Raw genomic sequence first — 20867 nt, 5'->3', positions numbered from 1 at the left:
CCATTCCGCCGGGGCTGTTCTCCGGGCTGTTCTCCGGGCCCCGGGGCCAAGGGCAGACAGTGGTGGTCCCGTACGACTATCGTCACTGGCCAGTGACGTCGCTCACCAGCGCACCGGTCACTGTTACGAGAATGGGATGATGTCGTTTATGAAGGGACGAGTCCTTGTCGTCGACGACGACAGCGCACTGGCCGAGATGCTCGGCATCGTGCTGCGTGGTGAAGGTTTTGAGCCGTCTTTCGTAGCCGACGGCGACAAGGCGCTGGCGGCATTCCGTGAGGCCAAGCCCGATCTCGTGCTGCTCGATCTGATGCTGCCCGGGCGGGACGGCATCGAGGTGTGCCGCCTGATCAGGGCGGAGTCCGGGGTGCCGATCGTGATGCTCACGGCCAAGAGCGACACCGTCGACGTCGTGGTGGGACTGGAGTCGGGCGCCGACGACTACATCGTCAAGCCCTTCAAGCCGAAGGAGCTGGTGGCCCGGATCCGGGCCAGGCTGCGGAGGTCGGAGGAGCCCGCGCCGGAGCAGCTGGCCATCGGTGACCTGGTCATCGATGTGGCCGGTCACTCGGTGAAGCGGGACGGGCAGTCGATCGCGCTGACGCCGCTGGAGTTCGACCTGCTGGTGGCGCTCGCGCGCAAGCCATGGCAGGTGTTCACGCGTGAGGTGCTGCTGGAGCAGGTGTGGGGCTACCGGCACGCGGCTGACACACGGCTGGTCAACGTGCACGTGCAGCGGCTGCGCTCCAAGGTCGAGAAGGACCCGGAGCGGCCGGAGATCGTGGTGACCGTCCGTGGTGTGGGCTACAAGGCGGGACCGAGCTGACATGCCGGAGGACAGTGCCGCTTCGGCTCCCGGCCGGTCCGGGGACAGTCCGGGGCGGTCTGTCGGCCGGAAGGTGGCGGATTCGCGCTGGGGCCGCCTCTTCGAGGCCGGGCTGCTGCAGGGCGGGTTCCAGGGCAGCCCTGTCCTCCGGCTGATCATGCGCTGGGTGCGCCGGCCGCTGCTGCCGGTGATGCGGCTGTGGCGCCGCAACATCCAGCTCAAGGTCGTCGCCACGACGCTGCTGATGTCGCTGGGCGTCGTCCTGCTGCTGGGCTTCGTCGTCATCGGTCAGGTGCGCAACGGTCTGCTGGACGCCAAGGTGAAGGCGTCGCAGAGCCAGGCCACCGGCGGGTTCGCGGTGGCCAAGCAGAAGGCCGACGAGGCCGCGGGAGACACCGCCACCGCCGACGAGACCTCGGCCGCGGACGGACGGCCGTCCCAGAACGTCATCCAGTGGATGAGCGACCTCGTCGAGTCGCTGTCCAGCGGTGGCCAGGGCGCCTTCGACGTCGTGACGCTCCCGGCCGCCGACGGCAGCGGGGGCGGGCGCAGTCCGCGCGGGCCCCGGTACGTCGACGCCACGACCAGCGTGCCGGACGACCTGCGCGCGCGGGTCAACGAGCACACGACGGCGGCGCAGAGCTACACCCGCATCGTCTACAACAACGGCGAGGAGTCCCAGCCGGCGCTGGTGATCGGCAAGCAGGTCAACGACCCCAACGGCGACCCGTACCAGCTGTACTACCTCTTCCCGCTCACGCAGGAGGAGAAGTCGCTGAGCCTGGTCAAGGGCACCCTGGCGACCGCCGGGCTGTTCGTGGTCGTGCTGCTGGGGGCCATCGCCTGGCTGGTGGTGCGGCAGGTGGTCACGCCCGTGCGGATGGCGGCCGGGATCGCCGAGCGGCTGTCCGCGGGCAGGCTGCAGGAGCGGATGAAGGTCACGGGCGAGGACGACATCGCGCGGCTCGGTGAGGCCTTCAACAAGATGGCGCAGAACCTCCAGCTGAAGATCCAGCAGCTGGAAGACCTGTCGCGGATGCAGCGGCGGTTCGTGTCGGACGTGTCGCACGAGCTGCGCACCCCGCTGACGACCGTCCGGATGGCAGCCGACGTCATCCACGAGGCCCGCGAGGACTTCGACCCGGTGACCGCGCGCTCGGCGGAGCTGCTCGCGGACCAGCTGGACCGGTTCGAGTCGCTGCTCGCGGACCTGCTGGAGATCAGCCGTTTCGACGCGGGCGCGGCGGCGCTGGAGGCCGAGCCGATAGACCTCCGGGAGGTCGTACGGCGGGTGGTCAGCGGTGCGGAGCCGCTCGCGGAGCGCAAGGGCACCCGCATACGCGTCCTCGGCGACCAGCAGCCCGTCGTGGCCGAGGCGGACGCCCGGCGCGTGGAGCGGGTGCTGCGCAACCTCGTGGTCAACGCCGTGGAGCACGGCGAGGGCAGGGACGTCGTCGTCAAGCTGGCCGCGGCGGGCGGTGCGGTCGCGGTCGCGGTGCGCGACTACGGTGTCGGGCTCAAGCCCGGCGAGGCGACCCGCGTCTTCAGCCGCTTCTGGCGCGCGGACCCGGCACGCGCGCGTACCACCGGCGGCACGGGTCTGGGGCTGTCGATCGCCCTGGAGGACGCCCGGCTGCACGGCGGCTGGCTGCAGGCCTGGGGTGAGCCCGGTGGTGGTTCGCAGTTCCGGCTGACCCTGCCGCGGACCGCGGACGAGCCGCTGCGGGGTTCGCCCATACCTCTGGAGCCCAAGGACTCGCGGCGCAACCGGGGGCTCGACGACGCCGGTCTGCCGGGCGGGGGCGACGGCAAGCGTGCCACGGTCCCGGCGCAGCCGACGGGCGGCCAGGTGCCGCCGCTGCCGCCGCGCGATCCGCTCGTGCCCCGGCTGGCCACCGTCGGTCCCACCGCCGACCCGACCGCGCTGCCCGGCAACGGCGCGCGTGTGGTGCCCCGGCCGGGCGGTGCCGTGCGCCGGCAGGACGACGCGCCCGGCGCGGGCACGGCGGGCGAGGGGACCGCGGGCCGCGCGGACGCCGTCGAGGACCTGAACAAGCCAGGGGAGGCATTTCGTGGGCGCTGACCACGAGGGGGGCGTGCGTCGGCGGCCGTTGCGCGCGGTGGTGTACGCCGTCTGTGGCGTCGTACTGCTGGCGGGGTGCGCCTCCATGCCCGACAGCGGGGACCTGCGCGATGTCGAGTCCACGCCGCGGCAGGACACCCAGGTGCGGGTCTTCGCGATGCCGCCGGCCGAGGACGCCTCGCCCGGGGAGATCGTGCAGGGCTTCCTGGAGGCGCTGACCAGTGACGATCCGCACTATGACACGGCGCGCAAGTATCTGACCGCCGACGCCGGGAGGAAATGGCGGCCCGAGCGGTTGACCACGGTCCTCGCGGACGGGCCCAGTATCGCGGCCGACCAGCAGCCGGGCGACCGTGAGGACGCCGACAACGTCTCCTACACGCTCGCCGGGGACAAGGTCGCGACGGTGGACGGTGAGCAGGCGTACGCGCACGCCGGCGGGCCGTACAGCAAGAAGCTGCGTCTGACGCGGGACGCCAAGACCGGGCAGTGGCGCATCAGCGCGCTGCCGCCCGGTGTCGTCATGGGCAAGTCGGACTTCCAGCGCAACTACACGTCCGTCGACAAGTACTACTTCGCCTCGAACACCTGGGTCGGGGCGAGCGGGCAGCCGGTGGCCGTCGCCGACCCGGTCTTCGTGCGCAAGGGCGTGGACCCGATGACCCAGGTGGTGCGGTCCCTGATCAGCGGACCCACCAGTTGGCTGTCACCCGGGGTCAGGTCCGGCTTCCCCAGGGGTGCGGCGCTGCGCAAGGGCACCGCCTCGCTGGCGCCCGACGACCAGAACGTGCTGACGGTGCCGCTGAACGACAAGGCCTCCGGGGTGGGGTCGGCCAGGTGCGACGAGATGGCCACCCAGTTGCTGTTCACGCTGCGGAACCTGACACCCACGGTGGACGCGGTGGACCTGCGGGGCACCGGGGACAAGAGGCTGTGCGACCTCAGGGAGAGCGCGGCCCAGAACGCCGCCTGGGACGCCGCGACGAAGAGCCCCGAGTACCTGTACTTCCTCGACGGCAAGCACCGGCTGGTACGGATGGCCGGCGACAGCCAGGGGACCGGCGCCGCGCCGGTGCCGGGCGGGCTGGGCGACGGCGGCAAGGAGTTGCGCTCGGTGGCCGTCTCGCGGGACGAGCGCACGGCGGCCGGGGTCGGCATCGACGGCAGCTCGCTGTACGTCACGTCGCTGACTTCGGGCGGCGCGCTCGGTGATGCCGTGGTCACCAGCCGGGGCGCGTCCAAGGACGACCGGCTGACCACGCCCAGCTGGGACGCCCGGGGCGATCTGTGGGTGGCCGACCGGGACCGTCGCGATCCCCGGCTGCTCCTGCTGGAGCAGGGCCGGGGGGAGCCGGTCACCGTGCGGACCCCCGAGCTGCCCGGCCGCATCAAGGACGTGCGGGTGGCGGCCGACGGGGTGCGGATGGCCCTCGTGGTGGAGAAGGACGGCAAGCAGTCCCTGCTCGTCGGCCGCGTCGGGCGGGGCGACGGGTCCGCGGGCGAGCCGGTGTCGGTCACCGAGCTGCGCTCGGTCACGCCGGAGCTGGAGGAGGTCACCGCCATGTCGTGGGCGGGCGACAGCCGGCTCGCGGTGGCCGGGCAGGAGCGGGGTGGACTGCTGCAGATGCGGTACGTCCAGGTCGACGGTTCCACGCCGGACGGACCGGCGCCCGCCGCGCTCTCGGGGGTGAAGACGATCACCGCGTCCCAGGACGGCCGGCTGCCGCTGGTGGCGTACTCGGAGGACGGGATCGTACGGACGCCGTCGGGGACCCAGTGGCAGAAGGTGGTCAAGGAAGGGTCCGCCCCCGTCTATCCCGGGTGAGGCGACCCGGGGCACGCCCCGGGCGGGTTGTCCACAGGGAGTTTTCCACAGGGGTGGCCGACCCGGTCGGGCATGGGCACAGTGATGGCCATGCGGGGGTGGTGGCAGGACCTCACCGACCTGGTGCTGCCGGCCGAGTGCGGCGGCTGCGGACGGCCTCGCACGGTGCTCTGCCCGGAGTGCCGTGCCGCCCTGAGCGGGGCCGCGCCGTGCCGGGTGCGACCGGCGCCGGAACCACCCGGGCTGCCCGAGGTCCGCGCGGCCGCTCCGTACGGGGACGAGGTGCGGGCGGTTCTCCTCGCCCACAAGGAGCGCGGCGCGCTGGCGCTCACCGGTGCCCTCGGGGCAGCTCTGGCGGGTGCCGTGCGGGCGGGACTTCCGGCCGGCGAGTCGGCAGGCGGGCCGGCCGGCGGGCCCGTGCTGCTCGTGCCGGTGCCCTCCGCGCGGCGGGCCGTGCGGGCGCGGGGGCACGACCCGGTGCGGCGGATCGCGCTGGCGGCGGCCGGTGAGCTGCGGCGCGGCGGAACACCGGCCCGGGTGGTGGCGGTGCTGCGGCAACGGCGTGCCGTGGCCGACCAGTCCGGGCTCGACCGGCGCCGTCGGCTGGACAATCTCGCGGGCGCCCTGGAGGTGGCCGCGGGCGGTGCCCGGCTGCTCGGCGGGGGCCGCCTCGTGCTCGTCGACGACCTGCTCACGACGGGCGCGACCCTGGCGGAGGCGGCGTGTGCCGTACGGGAGGGCCTCGTCCGCGGCGGCGGGAGAAGGACCGTGTACGTGCACGCAACCCGGGAAGAGATGGGGGAACGGATGGCTGGATCAACAAGAGGAACGGTGATCCGCGCGGCCGTGATCGCGGCCCCGTCGGATTCCTTCGAAATAAACCGGAACTGACTTCGAACGTGCGTCGTTGCTGGTAACGAGAAGGCAAATACACCGGAACGGAGGTACGCCGCAGTAGAGGGTGACGACATCCGTCCGGGCGAGATATGTTCGGTTGTGAGGGAAAGGCGCAGGCCATACCCCTCATATACGAATGCCGTGCTGCGGGTTTCCTGCAATCACCCGCACCGGCAGGGTGGAGATCTTGCCCGCGGGGGAGGAGGAGGTGGACGTCACCGAGTCCGAGGCTCCGGAGTTCACCGGAGCCGGGTGCGAAAGGGAGATGCTCCGCCAGTGATGCGGAGCGATCCGGGAACGGAGTTCTGCGTGGACATCGTCGTCAAGGGCCGCAAGACCGAGGTGCCCGAGCGGTTCCGCAAGCACGTGGCCGAGAAGCTGAAGCTGGAAAAGATCCAGAAGCTTGATGCCAAGGTGATCAGCCTCGATGTCGAGGTGTCCAAGGAGCCCAACCCCCGACAGGCCGACCGCTGCGACCGGGTGGAGATCACCCTGCGCTCCCGCGGCCCGGTGATCCGGGCGGAGGCAGCGGCCAACGATCCGTACGCGGCACTCGACCTGGCGGCGGAGAAGCTGGAAGCCCGGCTGCGCAAGCAGCACGACAAGCGGTTCTCGCGCCGCGGCGCCCGCCGGATCTCGGCGGCCGAGGTTCCCGACCACGTTCCGGGCGCGGCGACGCTCAACGGGAACGGCCTCCCCGTCCATGAGGAAGAAGAAGGCGAAGTGCCGACGAAGAGGATCGGCTCGCTGGAAGTGCAGGGCGAAGGCCCCCTCGTCGTTCGCGAGAAGACCCACGTAGCCTCTGCGATGACCCTCGACCAGGCTCTCTACGAGATGGAGCTGGTCGGACACGACTTCTATCTCTTCGTCGACTCCGAGACGAAGGAACCGAGCGTCGTCTACCGGCGGCACGCCTACGACTACGGCGTCATTCACCTCAGCACGGACCCGATGGTCGCCCAGGCGCAGTCCCCCGCGGCGGGCGGCACGCTGGGCGGCTGAATCATCCGGCTGACAGCTGAGCGGGTGCCCCTGGAGCGCGTGTGCGCCCCCAGGGGCACCGGTGTGCGACCGGTTCGCGCCCCGCACTGTCACCGCAGTGTCGTCCCGGCATGGAATCATGGCCGCACGGCCCAACCGGTGGGCCGCTGCCTTGGGTTGGCGATGGCACAGGACCACAGGCCACAGCCGCAGGGGGAGGAACGATGGCGGACAGCTTCGGACCGATGCAGGAGGGAGATGCCGGCGACGGCGCCGGCATGGGCCCGGACGCGGGCGCTCCACGCAAGGAGCCGATCCGAGTCCTGGTCGTGGACGACCACGCCCTGTTCCGCCGTGGCCTGGAGATCGTGCTCGCCGCCGAGGAGGACATCCAGGTCGTCGGAGAGGCGGGTGACGGCGCCGAGGCGGTGGACAAGGCCGCCGACCTGCTGCCCGACATCGTCCTGATGGACGTACGGATGCCCAAGCGCGGCGGGATCGAGGCATGCACCTCCATCAAGGAGGTGGCTCCGAGCGCGAAGATCATCATGCTGACGATCAGCGACGAGGAGGCCGATCTCTACGACGCGATCAAGGCGGGCGCGACCGGCTACCTCCTCAAGGAGATCTCCACCGACGAGGTGGCCACCGCCATTCGCGCGGTGGCCGACGGGCAGTCGCAGATCAGCCCCTCCATGGCGTCGAAACTCCTGACCGAGTTCAAGTCGATGATCCAGCGCACCGACGAGCGCCGGCTGGTGCCGGCGCCGCGCCTCACCGACCGGGAGATCGAGGTGCTCAAGCTGGTCGCCACCGGGATGAACAACCGGGACATCGCCAAGGAGCTGTTCATCTCCGAGAACACCGTGAAGAACCATGTGCGCAACATCCTGGAGAAGCTGCAGCTGCACTCCAGGATGGAGGCGGTGGTCTACGCGATGCGGGAGAAGATCCTCGAGATCCGGTGAGGATCAGGCGAGGAGGCGGGCGAGTTCCGCGGTGAGGGCCTCGCGGACCCCGGGGGCGTCCACACGTTCCACCCGTACGTCCGTGCAGTCCACCCAGCTCGCGGCCTCGACCAGGGCCTGAGCCACGGCCGGCACGGCCTTGGTGCCGGCCACGGTGACCTGCTTGGCCACCAGGGTCCGACCCTCGCGGGCCGGGTCGACACGGCCGACGAGCTGACCGCCGGCCAGGACCGGCATGGCGAAGTAGCCGTACACCCGCTTCGGCTTGGGGACGTAGGCCTCCAGACGGTGGGTGAAGCCGAAGATCCGCTCCGTGCGGGCCCGCTCCCAGATCAGGGAGTCGAACGGGGACAGCAGCGTGGTGCGGTGCCGGCCGCGCGGAGCGGTCTCCAGGGCCGCCGGGTCGGCCCAGGCCGGCTTGCCCCAGCCCTCGACCGTGACCGGGACCAGACCCGAGTCCGCTATCACCGCATCGACCTGCTCGCCCTTGAGCCGGTGGTAGTCGGCGATGTCCGCGCGCGTGCCCACGCCGAGGGCCTCGCCTGCCAGGCGGACCAGGCGGCGCAGACACGCCGTGTCGTCCAGTCCGTCGTGCAGCAGCGCGTCCGGGACGGCGCGCTCGGCGAGCTCGTACACGCGCTTCCAGCCGCGGCGCCGCACGCAGACCACCTCGCCGTACATCAGCGCGCGCTCCACGGCGACCTTCGCACCGGACCAGTCCCACCACTCGCTGGTCCGCTTCGCGCCGCCCAGCTCGGTGGCCGTGAGGGGACCCTCGGCGCGGAGCTGCTTGATCACCTGGTCGTAGGCGCCGTCGGGCAGCTCGTGCCCCCAGTGCGGGCGGTTGCGGTACGCACGGCGGCGGAAGGCGAAGTGGGGCCACTCCTCGACGGGGAGGATGCAGGCGGCGTGGGACCAGTACTCGAAGGCGTGGGTGTCCTTCCAGTAGGCGTCTTCGACGGTCTTGCGGCCGACGGCGCCCAGACGGGCGTACGGGACGAGTTCGTGGGAGCGGGCGAGGACCGAGATGGTGTCCAGCTGGACCGCGCCGAGGTGGCGGAGGACGCCGCGGACGCCTGCCCGGCGGTCGGGGGTGCCGAGGAAGCCCTGTGCGCGGAGGGCGATGCGGCGGGCGTCGTCTGCGGAGAGGTCGGCGGCGGGGCGCGGGGTCGTCATGGGACGGGACGATAGAGGGTGGCACCGACAGTCGGCGGCGAGCTGGGGTTCCGCCGCCGCCCCAGCCGTGCGCGTGCGTGAGGCCGCGGCCGGGCCGGCCGTCAGCCCAGGTGGGCCGGTGCCGGCAGATACGGTGCCGTGGACGGCAGGCCCAGGTCCGACGGGAGCAGGGAGCCCACCCAGCAGTCCCGGCGCACGCCCTTGTTGTTGACCGCCGAGCGCAGGGTGCCCTCGATGGTGAAGCCGACGCGCTCGGCCACCGCGCGGGAGGGCCGGTTGCCGACCTCCGCGCGCCATTCCAGCCGGTCGACGGCCAGCGTGGTGAAGGCCCAGCGGGCGGCGGCGAGCGCGGCCTCGGTGACGTAACCGTGTCCGCGGTGCTCCCTGGCGGCCCAGAAGCCGATCTCGCCGACACCCAGGGCGCGCATCGTGATGCCGAGCATGCCGGCCAGCGGGCCGTCGGGCAGGAAGAGGCCGAAGGTGTACATCGAGTCGTGCGCCCAGCCGTCCGGTGCCGCCTGTCCGGTGAAGCTCTCGGCGTGCTCGCGCAGATAGGGCGAGGGGAACTGGGAGATCCAGCGCTGCGTGTCGGGGTCCTGGGCGGCCGCGTACACCGCGTCGGTGTCGTGCGGGCCCACGGTGCGCAGCACGAGACGGCCGGTGGTGAGCGTCACGGGTTCCATCGGGCGATTGTGCTCGGGCGGCGGGCGGGGACGCCATTCGCTGTGTTGTGCTGTGCTGTGCGTGAACGTGTGATCACATTCCGCGCAATTCCGTGCGACCATGCGGCACTATCCGCGTGGCCCGGCCGTTGACCCCTGTGGGAACAGGCCTCGCGCCGCCAGGCCTCCCGGCGTGGCCGGGTCCTCGCATACGATGGCCGTTGCTCAGTACGTCAAATGGAAACCGACCGTCCCAGGCCCGACCGGCAAGGAGACCAGCCCCCGTGTCCGTCCTCTCGAAGATCATGCGTGCAGGCGAAGGCAAGATCCTGCGCAAGCTGCACCGCATCGCGGACCAGGTCAACTCCATCGAAGAGGACTTCGTCGACCTCTCCGACGCCGAGCTGCGCGCCCTCACCGAGGAGTACAAGCAGCGGTACGCCGATGGTGAGACCCTGGACGACCTGCTCCCCGAGGCGTTCGCCACCGTGCGGGAGGCCGCCAAGCGCGTGCTCGGCCAGCGGCACTACGACGTGCAGCTGATGGGCGGCGCCGCCCTGCATCTCGGGTACGTGGCCGAGATGAAGACCGGTGAGGGCAAGACCCTCGTCGGCACGCTGCCCGCGTACCTGAACGCGCTTTCCGGTGACGGCGTCCACCTGATCACGGTCAACGACTACCTGGCCGAGCGCGACTCCGAGATGATGGGCCGCGTCCACAAGTTCCTGGGTCTGAACGTCGGCTGCATCCTCGCCAACATGACGCCGGCCCAGCGCCGCGAGCAGTACCTGTGCGACATCACGTACGGCACGAACAACGAGTTCGGCTTCGACTACCTGCGCGACAACATGGCGTGGTCGCAGGACGAGCTCGTCCAGCGCGGGCACAACTTCGCCATCGTCGACGAGGTCGACTCCATCCTCGTCGACGAGGCCCGTACGCCGCTGATCATCTCCGGCCCGGCCGACCAGGCCACCAAGTGGTACGGCGACTTCGCCAAGCTGGTCACGCGCCTGAAGAAGGGCGAGCCCGGCAACCCGCTCAAGGGCCTGGAGGAGACCGGAGACTACGACGTCGACGAGAAGAAGCGGACGGTGGCCATCCACGAGTCCGGCGTCTCGAAGGTCGAGGACTGGCTGGGCATCGACAACCTCTACGAGTCGGTGAACACCCCGCTGGTGGGCTACCTGAACAACGCCATCAAGGCGAAGGAGCTCTTCAAGAAGGACAAGGACTACGTCGTCATCGACGGCGAGGTCATGATCGTCGACGAGCACACCGGCCGTATCCTCGCCGGCCGCCGCTACAACGAGGGCATGCACCAGGCGATCGAGGCGAAGGAAGGGGTGGACATCAAGGACGAGAACCAGACGCTCGCCACGATCACCCTGCAGAACTTCTTCCGCCTCTACAAGAAGCTCTCCGGCATGACCGGTACGGCGATGACCGAGGCCGCCGAGTTCCACCAGATCTACAAGCTCGGCGTGGTCCCGATCCCCACGAACAAGCCGATGATCCGCAAGGACCAGTCCGACCTGATCTACCGCACCGAGGTCGCCAAGTTCGAGGCGGTCGTCGACGACATCGCCGAGAAGCACGAGAAGGGCCAGCCGATCCTGGTCGGCACCACCTCGGTGGAGAAGTCCGAGTACCTCTCGCAGCAGCTCAGCAAGCGCGGCATCCAGCACGAGGTGCTCAACGCCAAGCAGCACGACCGGGAGGCGACGATCGTCGCCCAGGCCGGCCGCAAGGGCGCGGTCACGGTCGCCACGAACATGGCCGGCCGTGGTACGGACATCAAGCTCGGCGGCAACCCCGAGGACCTCGCCGAGGCGGAGCTGCGCCAGCGCGGCCTCGACCCCGAGGAGCACATCGAGGAGTGGGCGCACGCCCTGCCCGCCGCCCTGGAGAAGGCCGAGCAGGCGGTGAAGGCCGAGAAGGAAGAGGTCGAGGCGCTCGGCGGCCTGTACGTGCTGGGCACCGAGCGGCACGAGTCGCGCCGGATCGACAATCAGCTGCGCGGTCGTTCCGGCCGTCAGGGCGACCCCGGTGAGTCCCGTTTCTACCTCTCCCTCGGCGACGACCTGATGCGGCTGTTCAAGGCCCAGATGGTAGAGCGCGTGATGTCCATGGCGAACGTGCCGGACGACGTGCCGATCGAGAACAAGATGGTCACGCGGGCGATCGCGTCCGCGCAGTCGCAGGTCGAGCAGCAGAACTTCGAGACCCGTAAGAACGTCCTGAAGTACGACGAGGTGCTCAACCGGCAGCGCGAGGTCATCTACGGCGAGCGCCGCCGTGTCCTGGAGGGCGAGGACCTGCAGGAGCAGGTGCAGCACTTCATGGACGACACGATCGACGCGTACGTGGGCGCGGAGACCGCCGAGGGCTTCCCCGAGGACTGGGACCTGGACCGGCTGTGGGGCGCCTTCAAGCAGCTCTACCCGGTACGGGTCTCCATCGAGGAGCTGGAGGAGGCGGCCGGCGACCGGGCCGGACTGACCGCCGAGTTCATCTCCGAGTCCATCAAGGACGACATCCGCGAGCAGTACGAGGCCCGTGAGAACCAGCTCGGCTCCGAGATCATGCGTGAGCTGGAGCGCCGGGTCGTGCTGTCGGTCCTGGACCGCAAGTGGCGCGAGCACCTCTACGAGATGGACTACCTCCAGGAGGGCATCGGCCTGCGCGCGATGGCGCAGAAGGACCCGTTGGTCGAGTACCAGCGCGAGGGCTTCGACATGTTCCAGGCCATGATGGACGGCATCAAGGAGGAGTCCGTCGGCTACCTGTTCAACCTGGAGGTCCAGGTCGAGCAGCAGGTCGAGGAGGTCCCGGTCGAGGACGCCGCGCCGTCGCCGGCGAAGCAGCCGCAGGACACGGTGCCGGCGCAGGCCGGTGCCCGTCCCGAGATCCGTGCCAAGGGGCTGGACGCCCCGCAGCGACGCGAGCTGCACTTCTCCGCGCCGACCGTGGACGGCGAGGGCGGCGTGGTCGAGGGCGACTTCGCCACCGACGACGAGCCCGTGCGCTCCGAGGCCGACGGCCTCACCCGTGCCGAGCGGCGCAAGCAGGCCAAGGCGGGCCGTCGCCGCAAGAAGTGACCGTGCCGGTGCCTGCGGCACCGTAGCGGTGGGAAGGGCCGGGAACCCCTCGGGGCGCCCGGCCCTTCGGCATGCCGTCGCCGGTGCCCCGGCCGGCCGTTTCAGCGGTCCTGACCCCGTGGACCGCGCGGCCCGCCCAGTTCCACCGCGGTGCAGCGCCAGCGGAGGTCGGGGCCCTGTTCCAGGCGGAAGGCCAGGGCGCGGAGCTGGTCGCCGGCGCCGATGCGGGCGAAGGCCTCGACGGCGCCCGGGCGGGGGACGAAGTAGCCGATGTCGCGGACGACGGGCTGGGTGCCGCGGGTGCGCAGGGTGCCGGCTTCGGCGAGCCGGGCCAGATCGTCGTAGGCGCGGCCGACGGTGTGCCGGAGCATCCAGTGGACGGGGCGCCGGCCGCTCAGCACGGCGAGGAGACGGTCGGCGAAGAGGTCGGTGGGGCGGGGGCGCGGCGGGGGCGCGGTGGCGGTCGGCCCCGGGGCCGGGTTGCGGGGCGGGGTGCCGCCGGGGCGGCGGGGGTCACGGCGGCCCGGGGGGCGGGTGCCGGGGCGGTGCTGTGCCGCGGCCCTGGTCATCACCTTGTTCACGGAAGTCCCCGTTCGGCGGGCCCGGCGGGTACCGGGCGGTAACTTGGTGGTGGGGATCTTGTACGGGCCCGAGGGTGGCGGCGGCAAGGAAGGACCCGGCCGGTGTCGCGGTCCGGGAGGTTCACCTATCCGAGTGGCCGGCGCGGCGGTAATCCCCGTGGCGCCGGGCCGGGCCCGGGTGAGTCGCGTGGTGCGGGGTGGACGTCCGGGTCGTCATGGGCGGGAATCCGAAAGAGGACTCCACCCGTATCCTGAAGAGCCTCAGCGGAGCCTCCGACCAGGAAAGAGCGGCCAGCCATGCGCGTCTACGTCCCCCTGACCCTCTCCGGGCTCGCCGAGGCCCACCGGACGGGTGAGCTGGGGAGCGGCCCGCTCGTCGCGTACGCGGTCACGCCCGGGCTGCGCGAGTGGTACCTCTCCGACGACATCGAGGAACTGGAGTACGCGGCGCTGAGCCGGGCCGCGCTGGCCTCCCTGCGGCTGCTGGCCGCGCAGCCGGAGGCCGCGCGGCGGCGCGTCGTGGTCGCCGTCGACGTGCCGGACGGCGCGGCCACCGCCGACCCGGACCGCGGGCTCGACCCGGCGGCGCTCGGCGAGGTGCGGGTGGCCGGGCCGGTGCGGCTGGCCAAGGCGGCCGCGGTGCACGTGGACGCGGACGACGCGGAGGCGGACGTGGCCGCCGCGGCCGGGGCGCTCGAGGCGGCGGACGGCGGGGACGACGACGCGCAGTTCGTCGTGGACGGGGCCGAGGACCACGAGCTGCTGTGGTTCGCGACGCAGGAGATCCCGAATCTGGTGGGGCTCGGGTAACCGACGCGAGCGCTGTGACCTGCGGGTCTCTCCGCCGGTCCATGATTGTCGGTGGCGGCGGGTACGTTCTGGGGCATGGGGACGCACTCAAGCGCGCACATCGTCTGGGACTGGAACGGGACGCTGTTCCACGACAACGACGCGATCATCGTGGCGACGAACGCGGCCTTCGGCGAGCTGGGGCTGGCGCCGATCACACTGGAGCAGTACCGGGCGCTGTACTGCGTGCCGGTGCCGAAGTTCTACGAGCGGCTGCTGGGGAGGCTGCCGACCGAAGCCGAGTGGGAGATCATGGACGACATCTTCCACCGGTACTACGCCGAGCACCGGGTGCGCTGCGGACTGACCGAGGGTGCGGTGGAGCTGCTGACGGCCTGGCGGTCGGCGGGGCGCAGCCAGTCGCTGCTGAGCATGTATGTGCACGACGAACTGCTGCCGCTGGTGCGCGGGTTCGGGATCGAGGCGCACTTCATCCGGGTGGAGGGGCGGACCGGGCCGTCCGGGGGCAGCAAGGCCGAGCACATGGTGCGGCATCTCGAGGCGCTGGACGGGGCGGGAGTCGAGCCCGCGCGTACGGTGGTGATCGGGGACGCGGCGGACGACGCGGTGGCGGCGCGGTACGTCGGGGCGCGGGCCGTGCTGTACACCGGGGGGTCGCACAGCCGGGCCAGCCTGGAGGAGGCGGGGGTGCCGGTGGTGGACACGCTCGCGGAGGCCGTGGCGGAGGCGGAGCGACTGGCGGCCTGACCGGCCGGCCCGCCTCGCGCACACAGCGGCTGACCGCGTCCGCTCACCGGACCGGCTCGCGGGACCGGCCCGCCACGCTCAGGTCGCCGGCGCCTTCGCACGCAGGACCGTGAGGAACTCCCGCATCCAGGCGGAGTGATCCGGCCAGGCTCGTGCGGAGACGAGGGTGCCGTCGACGACCGCCTCGGCGTCCTGGAAGGTGGCGCCGGCGGCCTGCATGTCGAGTTCGAGCGCGGGGCAGGCGGTGACCCGGCGGCCGCTGAGGCTGTCGGTGGCGGCCGTCAGCAGGGGGCCGTGACAGATCTGGGCGACCGGCTTGTCGGTGTCGAAGAACGACTTGAGGATCTTGCGGACCTCGGGATCGTTGCGGAGGTATTCGGGGGCGCGGCCGCCGGGGATGACGACGGCCGCGTACTGGCCGGGGTCGACCTCGGAGAAGGCCAGGTCGGCGGGCCAGGTGTAGCCGGGCTTCTCGGTGTACGTGTCGAAGCCGGGTTCGAAGTCGTGGACGACGAACCGCAGCTTCTTGCGGGTGGGGGCGGCGATGTGCACCTCGTAGCCCTCCTCGCGGAGGCGCTGGTAGGGGGAGAGGACCTCCAGTGACTCCGCTGCGTCGCCGGTGACGATGAGGATCTTGGCGGTCATGTCGGGCGGCTCCTTACGGGAGGACAACCTGTCTACGGCAGACGTCCCTCCGACGGGTCCCGTTGCCACGTGGGCCTGCCGGGCCGTCGTGGATACGCCCTCCGGACCGTCTCCACCCCTGTGCATAACGTCAAACTTCCACCCCGGGATTTGTACACATACGGCTCATGACGGGTCCCCGGTCGGGAGCGATAGCCTGGTGGCGTGATCAGCGCGATAGTTCGCGGGGGCACCGGTGCCCTCGCCCTGCGCCCGGAAAGCACGGAGGACATCCGTGACCGGGCGGCAGTCGCTGGTCCTCGCGGGCGGGACGGGGACGCAAGGGTCTCCGAGGCGCCGCGCACTCCCCGGGCAAGGACGTCGCCGAGAGCAGCGTCACACCCGTCGGGCGCGCCGAGAATGGCTGATTACCCCCCGCTCCTCTCCCCTTGCGGCATAGCGTCGGATCGGACCGGACACCCCGGGCCGTGGCGGCGAGCCGGAAGGAAAGAGGCCGTACTTCCTTCTACGTCACGCAACGGCGCGCGACAGGAGCCAGAGGACAATGCAGACCAAGCTGGACGAAGCCAAGGCCGAGCTGCTCGAGAGGGCTGCTCGGGTAGCTGAGAACAGCCCGGTCGGGGGGCACCTACCGACTGGGATCACGGGCGAGGGCATTCCGGGGAGCCCGGGCAGCCCGGACCAGGAGTCCATGCTCGCGTTCCTCCAGCGCTACTACCTGCACACCGCCCCCGAGGACCTCACCGACCGCGACCCGGTCGATGTCTTCGGCGCTGCGGTCTCGCACTACCGTCTGGCCGAGAACCGCCCCCAGGGCACGGCCAACGTGCGGGTCCACACCCCGACCGTCGAGGAGAACGGGTGGACCTGCAGCCACACCGTCGTCGAGGTCGTCACCGACGACATGCCCTTCCTCGTCGACTCGGTCACCAATGAGCTGACCCGGCAGGGACGCGGCATCCACGTCGTCATCCACCCGCAGTTCGTCGTCCGGCGCGACCTCACCGGCAAGCTCATCGAGGTGCTGCCCACCCCGCCCGCCGGCGCCGAGCTCCCGCACGACGCGCACGTCGAGTCCTGGATCCACGTCGAGACCGACCGTGAGACCGACCGTGCCGACCTCAAGCAGATCACCTCCGACCTGCTGCGCGTGCTGTCCGACGTCCGGGAGGCCGTCGAGGACTGGGAGAAGATGCGGGACGCGGCGCTGCGCATGGCCGAGGGCCTGCCGGACGAGCCCGTTCCCGGTGATCTCACCGTGCCCGAGGTCGAGGAGGCCCGCGAGCTGCTGCGCTGGCTGGCCGCCGACCACTTCACCTTCCTCGGCTACCGCGAGTACCAGCTGCGCGAGGACGACTCCCTGGCCGCGGTCCCCGGCACGGGTCTCGGCATACTGCGCTCGGACCCGCACCACTCCGGCGACGAGCAGCACCCCGTCAGCCCCTCCTTCGAGCGGCTGCCGGCCGACGCCCGCGCCAAGGCCCGCGAGCACAAGCTGCTGGTGCTGACCAAGGCCAACAGCCGGGCCACCGTCCACCGGCCGTCGTACCTGGACTACATCGGCGTCAAGAAGTTCGACGCGGACGGCAACGTCGTCGGCGAGCGCCGCTTCCTCGGCCTGTTCTCCTCCGCCGCCTACACCGAGTCCGTCCGCCGGGTCCCGGTGATCCGGCGCAAGGTCGAGGAGGTGCTGGAGCGGGCCGGCTTCTCGCCGCACAGCCACGACGGCCGCGACCTGCTCCAGATCATGGAGACCTACCCGCGCGACGAGCTCTTCCAGACCCCGGTCGCCGAGCTGCAGTCCATCGTCACGTCGGTGCTGTACCTGCAGGAGCGCCGGCGGCTCAGGCTCTACCTGCGGCAGGACGAGTACGGCCGCTACTACTCCGCGCTGGTCTACCTGCCCCGCGACCGCTACACCACCGGCGTCCGGCTGCGGATCATCGACATCCTGAAGGAGGAGCTGGGCGGCACCAGCGTCGACTTCACGGCCTGGAACACCGAGTCGATCCTCTCCCGGCTGCACTTCGTCGTCCGGGTCCCGCAGGGCACCGAGCTGCCGGAGCTCAGCGACAGCGACAAGGACCGCATCGAGGCCCGCCTGGTGGAGGCGGCCCGCTCCTGGACCGACGCGTTCGCCGAGGCGCTGACCGCCGAGTGCGGCGAGGAGTACGCGGCGGAGGTGCTGCGCCGCTACAACAACGCCTTCCCCGAGGGCTACAAGGCCGACCACAGCCCGCGCGCCGCGGTCGCCGACCTCGTCCACCTGGAGCGGCTGGGCGAGGACAAGACGTTCTCGCTGAGCCTGTACGAGCCGGTGGGCGCCGCGCCCGAGGAGCGCCGCTTCAAGATCTACCAGAAGGGCGGCACGGTCTCCCTCTCCCAGGTGCTGCCGGTGCTGAGCCGGCTCGGCGTCGAGGTCACCGACGAGCGGCCGTACGAGCTGCGCTGCGCGGACCGGACGACCGCGTGGATCTACGACTTCGGGCTGCGCATGCCCCGGGCGGTGAGCGGCGGCGCGGAGTGGCTCGGCGACGACGGCCGTGAGCGCTTCCAGGACGCCTTCGCCGCCACCTGGACCGGTCGCGCGGAGAACGACGGCTTCAACTCCCTCGTGCTGAGCGCCGGCCTGACCTGGCGGCAGGCGATGGTGCTGCGGGCGTACGCCAAGTACCTGCGGCAGGCGGGCTCCACCTTCAGCCAGGACTACATGGAGGACACCCTCCGCAACAACGTCCACACCACCCGGCTGCTCGTCTCGCTCTTCGAGGCACGGATGTCGCCGGACCGGCAGCGGGCCGGGATGGAGATCGTCGACGCCCTGCTCGAGGAGCTGGGAGCGGCCCTGGACCAGGTGGCGAGCCTCGACGAGGACCGCATCCTGCGTTCCTTCCTCACCGTCATCAAGGCGACGCTGCGCACGAACTTCTTCCAGGACACGCGCGGCGGCGAGCCGCACGCCTACGTCTCCATGAAGTTCGACCCGCAGGCCATCCCCGACCTGCCGGCGCCGCGCCCGGCGTACGAGATCTGGGTGTACTCGCCGCGCGTCGAGGGCGTGCACCTGCGCTTCGGCAAGGTCGCCCGAGGCGGCCTGCGCTGGTCGGACCGCCGCGAGGACTTCCGTACCGAGATCCTCGGCCTGGTCAAGGCGCAGATGGTGAAGAACACCGTCATCGTGCCGGTCGGCGCCAAGGGCGGCTTCGTCGCCAAGCAGTTGCCGGACCCGGGCGTGGACCGGGACGCGTGGCTGGCGGAGGGCATCGCCAGCTACCGGACGTTCATCTCGGCGCTGCTGGACATCACCGACAACATGGTGGCCGGCGAGGTCGTACCGCCGCGGGACGTGGTGCGGCACGACGGGGACGACACCTACCTGGTGGTCGCGGCCGACAAGGGCACGGCGACGTTCTCCGACATCGCCAACGAGGTCGCGCAGTCGTACGAATTCTGGCTCGGCGACGCCTTCGCCTCCGGCGGCAGCGCGGGCTACGACCACAAGGGCATGGGCATCACCGCCCGGGGCGCCTGGGAGTCCGTCAAGCGGCACTTCCGGGAGCTGGGCGTGGACACCCAGACCCAGGACTTCACGGTGGTCGGCATCGGCGACATGTCCGGTGACGTGTTCGGCAACGGCATGCTGCTGAGCGAGCACATCCGCCTGGTCGCCGCCTTCGACCACCGGCACATCTTCATCGACCCGAACCCGGACGCGGCCGTCTCCTACGCCGAGCGCCGCCGTCTGTTCGACCTGCCCCGCTCCAGCTGGGCCGACTACGACACGGACCTGCTGTCGGCGGGCGGCGGGGTGTTCCCGCGCACCGCCAAGTCCATCCCGGTCAACGCGCACATCCGCGAGGCGCTCGGCATCGAGGGCAAGGTCACCAAGCTGACCCCGGCCGAGCTGATGAAGGCGATCCTCGGGGCGCCGGTGGACCTGCTGTGGAACGGCGGCATCGGCACGTACGTCAAGGCGTCCACCGAGTCCAACGCGGACGTCGGCGACAAGGCCAACGACGCCATCCGCGTCGACGGCGCCGACCTGCGCGTCAAGGTCGTCGGCGAGGGCGGCAACCTGGGCCTGACCCAGCTCGGCCGCATCGAGTTCGCGATGCAGGGCGGCAAGATCAACACCGACGCGATCGACAACAGCGCGGGCGTGGACACCTCCGACCACGAGGTGAACATCAAGATCCTGCTCAACGGCCTGGTCACGGACGGCGACATGACCGTCAAGCAGCGCAACAAGCTGCTCGCTGAGATGACCGACGAGGTCGGCCGTCTGGTCCTGCGCAACAACTACGCGCAGAACACCGCGATCGCCAACGCGCTGGCCCAGTCCAAGGACATGCTCCACGCCCAGCAGCGCTTCATCCGCCACCTGGTGCACGAGGGCCACCTCGACCGGGCGCTGGAGTTCCTGCCCACCGACCGCCAGATCCGCGAGCGGCTGACCCAGGGCCAGGGGCTGACCAGCCCGGAGACGGCCGTCCTGCTGGCCTACACGAAGATCACGGTCGCCGAGGAGCTGCTGCACACCTCGCTGCCGGACGACCCGTACCTGCGCGGCCTGCTGCACGCGTACTTCCCGGCCGCGCTGCGCGAGCAGTTCGCCGACCGGGTCGACGGCCACCCGCTGCGCCGCGAGATCACCACGACCGTACTGGTCAACGACACGGTCAACACGGGCGGTACGACGTACCTGCACCGGCTGCGCGAGGAGACCGGTGCCTCCCTGGAGGAGATCGTCCGGGCCCAGACCGTGGCCCGTACGCTCTTCTGCTCGGCGCCGGTGTGGGACGCGGTCGAGGCACTCGACAACCAGGTCGACGCCGCCGTCCAGACCCGTATCCGCCTGCACTCGCGCCGTCTGGTCGAGCGCGGCACGCGCTGGCTGCTGAACAACCGGCCGCAGCCGTTGCAGCTCGCCGAGACCGTCGAGTTCTTCGCCGAACGGGTCGAGCAGGTCTGGCAGCAGCTGCCCAAGCTGCTGCGCGGCGAGGACCTGGAGTGGTACCAGCACGTGTACGACGAGCTGGCCGCGGCCGGCGTCCCGGACGAGCTGGCGACCCGGGTGGCCGGGTTCTCCTCGGCCTTCCCGACGCTGGACATCGTCTCGGTGGCCGACCGCATGGGCAAGGAGCCGCTGGACGTCGCCGAGGTCTACTACGACCTCGCCGACCGCCTGCGCATCACCCAGCTCATGGACCGCATCATCGAACTGCCCCGCGCCGACCGCTGGCAGTCCATGGCCCGCGCCTCCATCCGCGAGGACCTGTACGCGGCCCACGCGTCCCTCACCGCGGACGTCCTCGCGGCCGGCAACGGCACCTCGACCCCCGAGCAGCGCTTCGAGGCCTGGGAGCGGAAGAACACGGCGATCCTGGGCCGGGCGCGGACCACCCTGGAGGAGATCCGCGGCTCGGAGACCTTCGACCTCGCCAACCTCTCGGTGGCGATGCGGACGATGCGGACGCTGCTGCGCACGCACTCGTAGACGCAAGGCGGGGGGGGGGGGGGCGCCCCGGGGGGGGGGGGGGGGGCGGGGCGGCCCGGCGGGGCGGA

General features: G+C 71.1%; 14 protein-coding genes. 10 read left to right on the top strand and 4 right to left on the bottom strand.

All coding sequences use genetic code 11. The features are described 5' to 3' along the window. Positions 1-136 precede the first annotated feature (136 nt). The 6 genes from mtrA (at position 137) to ABZX30_RS32000 (ending at position 7580) form a co-directional block, all read left to right on the top strand. Positions 137-826 carry a two-component system response regulator MtrA gene (gene mtrA, locus ABZX30_RS32025; protein WP_355939974.1) on the top strand — a complete coding sequence of 230 codons (690 nt, stop codon included), beginning with the start codon at positions 137-139 and terminating at the stop codon, positions 824-826. Between the two features lies 1 nt (position 827). Continuing rightward, positions 828-2909 carry an MtrAB system histidine kinase MtrB gene (gene mtrB, locus ABZX30_RS32020; RefSeq protein ID WP_355939971.1) on the top strand — a complete coding sequence of 694 codons (2082 nt, stop codon included), beginning with the start codon at positions 828-830 and terminating at the stop codon, positions 2907-2909. After that, the gene (locus tag ABZX30_RS32015) at positions 2899-4734 is read left to right on the top strand and encodes an LpqB family beta-propeller domain-containing protein (protein ID WP_355939968.1); all 1836 of its coding nucleotides are present in this window, start codon (positions 2899-2901) and stop codon (positions 4732-4734) included. The genes mtrB and ABZX30_RS32015 overlap by 11 nt, the downstream gene beginning before the upstream one ends. Positions 4735-4824: 90 nt before the next feature. Next, entirely contained in the window at positions 4825-5625 is an 801-nt protein-coding gene (locus tag ABZX30_RS32010; RefSeq protein ID WP_355939995.1) for a ComF family protein, read from the top strand. A 282-nt stretch (positions 5626-5907) separates the two neighbouring features. Next, entirely contained in the window at positions 5908-6633 is a 726-nt protein-coding gene (gene raiA, locus ABZX30_RS32005) for a ribosome-associated translation inhibitor RaiA (RefSeq protein WP_355939966.1), read from the top strand. A 203-nt stretch (positions 6634-6836) separates the two neighbouring features. Next, the gene (locus ABZX30_RS32000; RefSeq protein WP_355939963.1) at positions 6837-7580 is read left to right on the top strand and encodes a response regulator transcription factor; all 744 of its coding nucleotides are present in this window, start codon (positions 6837-6839) and stop codon (positions 7578-7580) included. A 3-nt stretch (positions 7581-7583) separates the two neighbouring features. Here ABZX30_RS32000 and ABZX30_RS31995 read toward each other — a convergent pair whose 3' ends face one another. Then, positions 7584-8756, bottom strand: coding sequence for a crosslink repair DNA glycosylase YcaQ family protein (locus tag ABZX30_RS31995; protein ID WP_355939961.1), 1173 nt, complete (start codon positions 8754-8756; stop codon positions 7584-7586). A 101-nt stretch (positions 8757-8857) separates the two neighbouring features. Further along, positions 8858-9439 (bottom strand): GNAT family N-acetyltransferase, encoded by a 582-nt coding sequence (locus ABZX30_RS31990; protein WP_355939958.1) that lies wholly within the window; start codon positions 9437-9439, stop codon positions 8858-8860. Between the two features lie 263 nt (positions 9440-9702). Here ABZX30_RS31990 and secA point away from each other — a divergent pair, with 263 nt between their 5' ends. Beyond that, the gene (gene secA / locus ABZX30_RS31985) at positions 9703-12519 is read left to right on the top strand and encodes a preprotein translocase subunit SecA (protein ID WP_355939955.1); all 2817 of its coding nucleotides are present in this window, start codon (positions 9703-9705) and stop codon (positions 12517-12519) included. Between the two features lie 101 nt (positions 12520-12620). Here secA and ABZX30_RS31980 read toward each other — a convergent pair whose 3' ends face one another. Beyond that, entirely contained in the window at positions 12621-13100 is a 480-nt protein-coding gene (locus ABZX30_RS31980; RefSeq protein ID WP_355939952.1) for an Rv3235 family protein, read from the bottom strand. A 297-nt stretch (positions 13101-13397) separates the two neighbouring features. Here ABZX30_RS31980 and ABZX30_RS31975 point away from each other — a divergent pair, with 297 nt between their 5' ends. Both ABZX30_RS31975 and ABZX30_RS31970 read left to right on the top strand, forming a co-directional pair. Next, positions 13398-13910 carry a hypothetical protein gene (locus ABZX30_RS31975; protein WP_355939949.1) on the top strand — a complete coding sequence of 171 codons (513 nt, stop codon included), beginning with the start codon at positions 13398-13400 and terminating at the stop codon, positions 13908-13910. A gap of 75 nt (positions 13911-13985) precedes the next feature. After that, positions 13986-14657: an HAD family hydrolase gene (locus ABZX30_RS31970; RefSeq protein WP_355939946.1), complete on the top strand. Its 672-nt coding sequence runs from the start codon at positions 13986-13988 to the stop codon at positions 14655-14657. 78 nt (positions 14658-14735) lie between these two features. Here the strand turns inward: ABZX30_RS31970 and ABZX30_RS31965 are convergent, their stop codons facing one another. Beyond that, positions 14736-15302: a DJ-1/PfpI family protein gene (locus ABZX30_RS31965; protein WP_355939943.1), complete on the bottom strand. Its 567-nt coding sequence runs from the start codon at positions 15300-15302 to the stop codon at positions 14736-14738. Between the two features lie 544 nt (positions 15303-15846). Between ABZX30_RS31965 and ABZX30_RS31960 the strand changes: the two genes are divergently transcribed. After that, positions 15847-20799 carry an NAD-glutamate dehydrogenase gene (locus tag ABZX30_RS31960; RefSeq protein ID WP_355939940.1) on the top strand — a complete coding sequence of 1651 codons (4953 nt, stop codon included), beginning with the start codon at positions 15847-15849 and terminating at the stop codon, positions 20797-20799. Positions 20800-20867 lie beyond the last annotated feature (68 nt).

It is taken from the genome of Streptomyces sp. NPDC004542 (assembly GCF_040610035.1).
Classification (GTDB): domain Bacteria; phylum Actinomycetota; class Actinomycetes; order Streptomycetales; family Streptomycetaceae; genus Streptomyces.
This window is presented reverse-complemented; position numbering and strand designations above follow the sequence as displayed.

What these genes read in the sequence shown, in the direction of transcription:
- ABZX30_RS31965 (WP_355939943.1), bottom strand. Translation starts at nt 15,302, where the DNA reads ATGACCGCCAAGATCCTCATCGTCACCGGCGACGCAGCGGAGTCACTG.
- ABZX30_RS31960 (WP_355939940.1), top strand. Translation starts at nt 15,847, where the DNA reads ATGCAGACCAAGCTGGACGAAGCCAAGGCCGAGCTGCTCGAGAGGGCT.
- mtrA (WP_355939974.1), top strand. Translation starts at nt 137, where the DNA reads ATGATGTCGTTTATGAAGGGACGAGTCCTTGTCGTCGACGACGACAGC.
- ABZX30_RS32000 (WP_355939963.1), top strand. Translation starts at nt 6,837, where the DNA reads ATGGCGGACAGCTTCGGACCGATGCAGGAGGGAGATGCCGGCGACGGC.
- ABZX30_RS32010 (WP_355939995.1), top strand. Translation starts at nt 4,825, where the DNA reads ATGCGGGGGTGGTGGCAGGACCTCACCGACCTGGTGCTGCCGGCCGAG.
- ABZX30_RS31975 (WP_355939949.1), top strand. Translation starts at nt 13,398, where the DNA reads ATGCGCGTCTACGTCCCCCTGACCCTCTCCGGGCTCGCCGAGGCCCAC.
- ABZX30_RS31970 (WP_355939946.1), top strand. Translation starts at nt 13,986, where the DNA reads ATGGGGACGCACTCAAGCGCGCACATCGTCTGGGACTGGAACGGGACG.
- mtrB (WP_355939971.1), top strand. Translation starts at nt 828, where the DNA reads ATGCCGGAGGACAGTGCCGCTTCGGCTCCCGGCCGGTCCGGGGACAGT.
- ABZX30_RS31990 (WP_355939958.1), bottom strand. Translation starts at nt 9,439, where the DNA reads ATGGAACCCGTGACGCTCACCACCGGCCGTCTCGTGCTGCGCACCGTG.
- ABZX30_RS31995 (WP_355939961.1), bottom strand. Translation starts at nt 8,756, where the DNA reads ATGACGACCCCGCGCCCCGCCGCCGACCTCTCCGCAGACGACGCCCGC.